Annotated in this window: 1 protein-coding gene and 2 pseudogenes; all 3 read right to left on the bottom strand. The window is 67.3% G+C overall.

All coding sequences use genetic code 11. The features are described 5' to 3' along the window. Window positions 1-597, bottom strand: a complete 597-nt coding sequence (locus tag AB0M39_RS41920; RefSeq protein ID WP_365374430.1) for a hypothetical protein — start codon at window positions 595-597, stop codon at window positions 1-3. A 23-nt stretch (window positions 598-620) separates the two neighbouring features. Continuing rightward, window positions 621-1,396 (bottom strand): annotated as a pseudogene (gene istB, locus AB0M39_RS41915) (IS21-like element helper ATPase IstB). Next, window positions 1,393-2,010 (bottom strand): annotated as a pseudogene (locus AB0M39_RS41910) (IS21 family transposase); the annotation flags it as partial. The pseudogenes istB and AB0M39_RS41910, both read right to left, overlap by 4 nt.

The raw sequence follows: 2,010 nt of genomic DNA, 5'->3' as shown, positions 1-2,010 counted from the left end.
TCATCCCGCGGGCATGGCGGTGGCAGGGCGATGAACCTCCAGGATGACTGCGGTGCCGGCCACGGTTCGGTCCTCGTGCATGGCGATCTGCTGGCCGGGCTGGAGGTGCGTCCAGTGGGAGGGAGTGAGGGGCACGAGTCGAACCGTGGCTCGCCCGCCGGGCTCCAGATAGGGCATGTCCTCAACCCAAAGCGAGGCGATGCTGACCGCACGTCCGCCGGTGGGCGAGAGGTGTCCGATGTCCCACATGGGTCGCAGAACACCGGCGCCGGAGATTGCCGTGGTGCGTCGCGCCTCGGTGGCAGGACGGAGCGTCAGATCTGCCCGGATCACGCCGTTGCGGATCTCGGAGCACCGCCAATGGCACCAGGCCGCGCTCCGCTCAAGCCGGAGCTGCTCAGCCGCTTCGGCGAGCTTCTCCCAGAATGCGAGAGGGAGAGAGCGAGCGTCCCCGAGTTCCTCCAGCAGGCTCAGGGCGATCTCCCACTCGTCGTGGACGAGGTAGTCCCAGATGTCTCGCACCGTGATGTCGTTCTCGGTGGCGGTCTCTTCCGGAACAAGCAGAGAAGCTGATTCGAGCAGCTCAGGGACGTCCATGCGCTCATTGTCGACCACATGAGCTATGAGGCTGCGCTTTCTTGGTCTCGCTCGATGGCCGCGAGCCGGTTCTTGAGCCGGTAGCTGGGGCCGTTGATGGAGATCACGTCGCAGTGGTGCAGGAGGCGGTCGAGGATGGCGGTGGCCAGGACCTCGTCACCGAACACCTGTCCCCATTCGCTGAAGGTCTTGTTCGAGGTCAGGATGATGGAGCCCTTTTCGTAGCGCTTTGAGATCACCTGGAAGACCAGGTTGGCCTCCGCGCGTTCGAGGGGCTGGTAGCCCACATCGTCGACCACGAGAACCGCGGGCCGCAGGTAGCTGCCGAGCTTGCTGGTCAGCCGTCCGGCGGCCTCGGCGGTCTTGAGGTTGCGGACCATGTCGTCGAGGCTGGTGAAGTAGATCGAGTAGCCGGCCCGGCAGGCGGCGACCGCGAGAGCGACGGCGATATGTGTCTTGCCTACTCCCGGCGGGCCGAGGAGGGCAGCGTTGGCCTTGGCCTCGACGAAGGAGAGGGTGGCGAGGTCCTTGACCTTGCGGGGGTCGAGCTCGGGCTGGAACGAGAAGTCGTAGTCGTCCAGTGTCTTGTGGTGCGGCAGCTTCGAGATCCGCAGGCCGGTGCGGTAGCGGCGGTCTTCACGGACGGCGAGTTCTTCGGAGAGGACCAGGTCGATGAAGTCGAGGTAGCCCATCCTTGCCTCGTCGGCCCGCTGAGCGTACTGAGTAAGGGCCTCGGCCAGGTGGGGCAGCCCAGCTTGCCGGCCGTGTTGCGGATGCGCGTGGAGACCAGCTCGTTCAAGACGATTCCTTCGCGCTCGGCTTGGTGGTGAAGGGGCGGGTGCCGGTCAGTTCGTCATAGACCGACAGAGGCCGGCGGCCGACCTCGATCTGGGTGACCGCGGCCCGGTTCAGCAGGGCCGCCAGTGGCCCGGCCTGCGAGCCTGGATTGTCGTGGCGGCGGGGCCTCGGCAGGCTCCCGTCACCGGTGGTGACGCGGCGGCCGGCTCCCGTGGGCAGGCCGTCCCAGTGCTTCTCATCCACGATGCGGGCGCCTCGGCCGACCGCCCGCGGATGAACGGCCAGCAGGGTTTCGCCGGTGCGATCGGGGGCGGTGGCATGCAGCATGACCTGGGACTTCGTGGCCCTGACTTCGACCAGTTGACGGGGGCGGACCTTGCGGGCCGGCACCGAGTAGAGATTTGCGTCGAAGGCGACGAGGCAGTCCTTGCCGACGTAGCGGAGATGCCGCTGAGTGACCACATAGGGCGTCTGCGGCAGCGGGCGGAGGGCGACGTGGTCGCGGATCGCACGGAGACCGATGACCTCGCCGTGGGTGCCATGGACCTTCGCCCGCCGCAGCGGCACCCAGGCGGTGAAGGCGGCGTTGAGTTCCTCGACCGAGGAGAAGGCGCG

Origin of the sequence: Streptomyces sp. NPDC051907 (assembly GCF_040681075.1) — a bacterium.
In the GTDB taxonomy this organism is placed as follows: domain Bacteria; phylum Actinomycetota; class Actinomycetes; order Streptomycetales; family Streptomycetaceae; genus Streptomyces.
The sequence above is the reverse complement of the archived record's forward strand: the minus strand, read 5'-3'. Positions and strand labels throughout refer to the sequence as shown.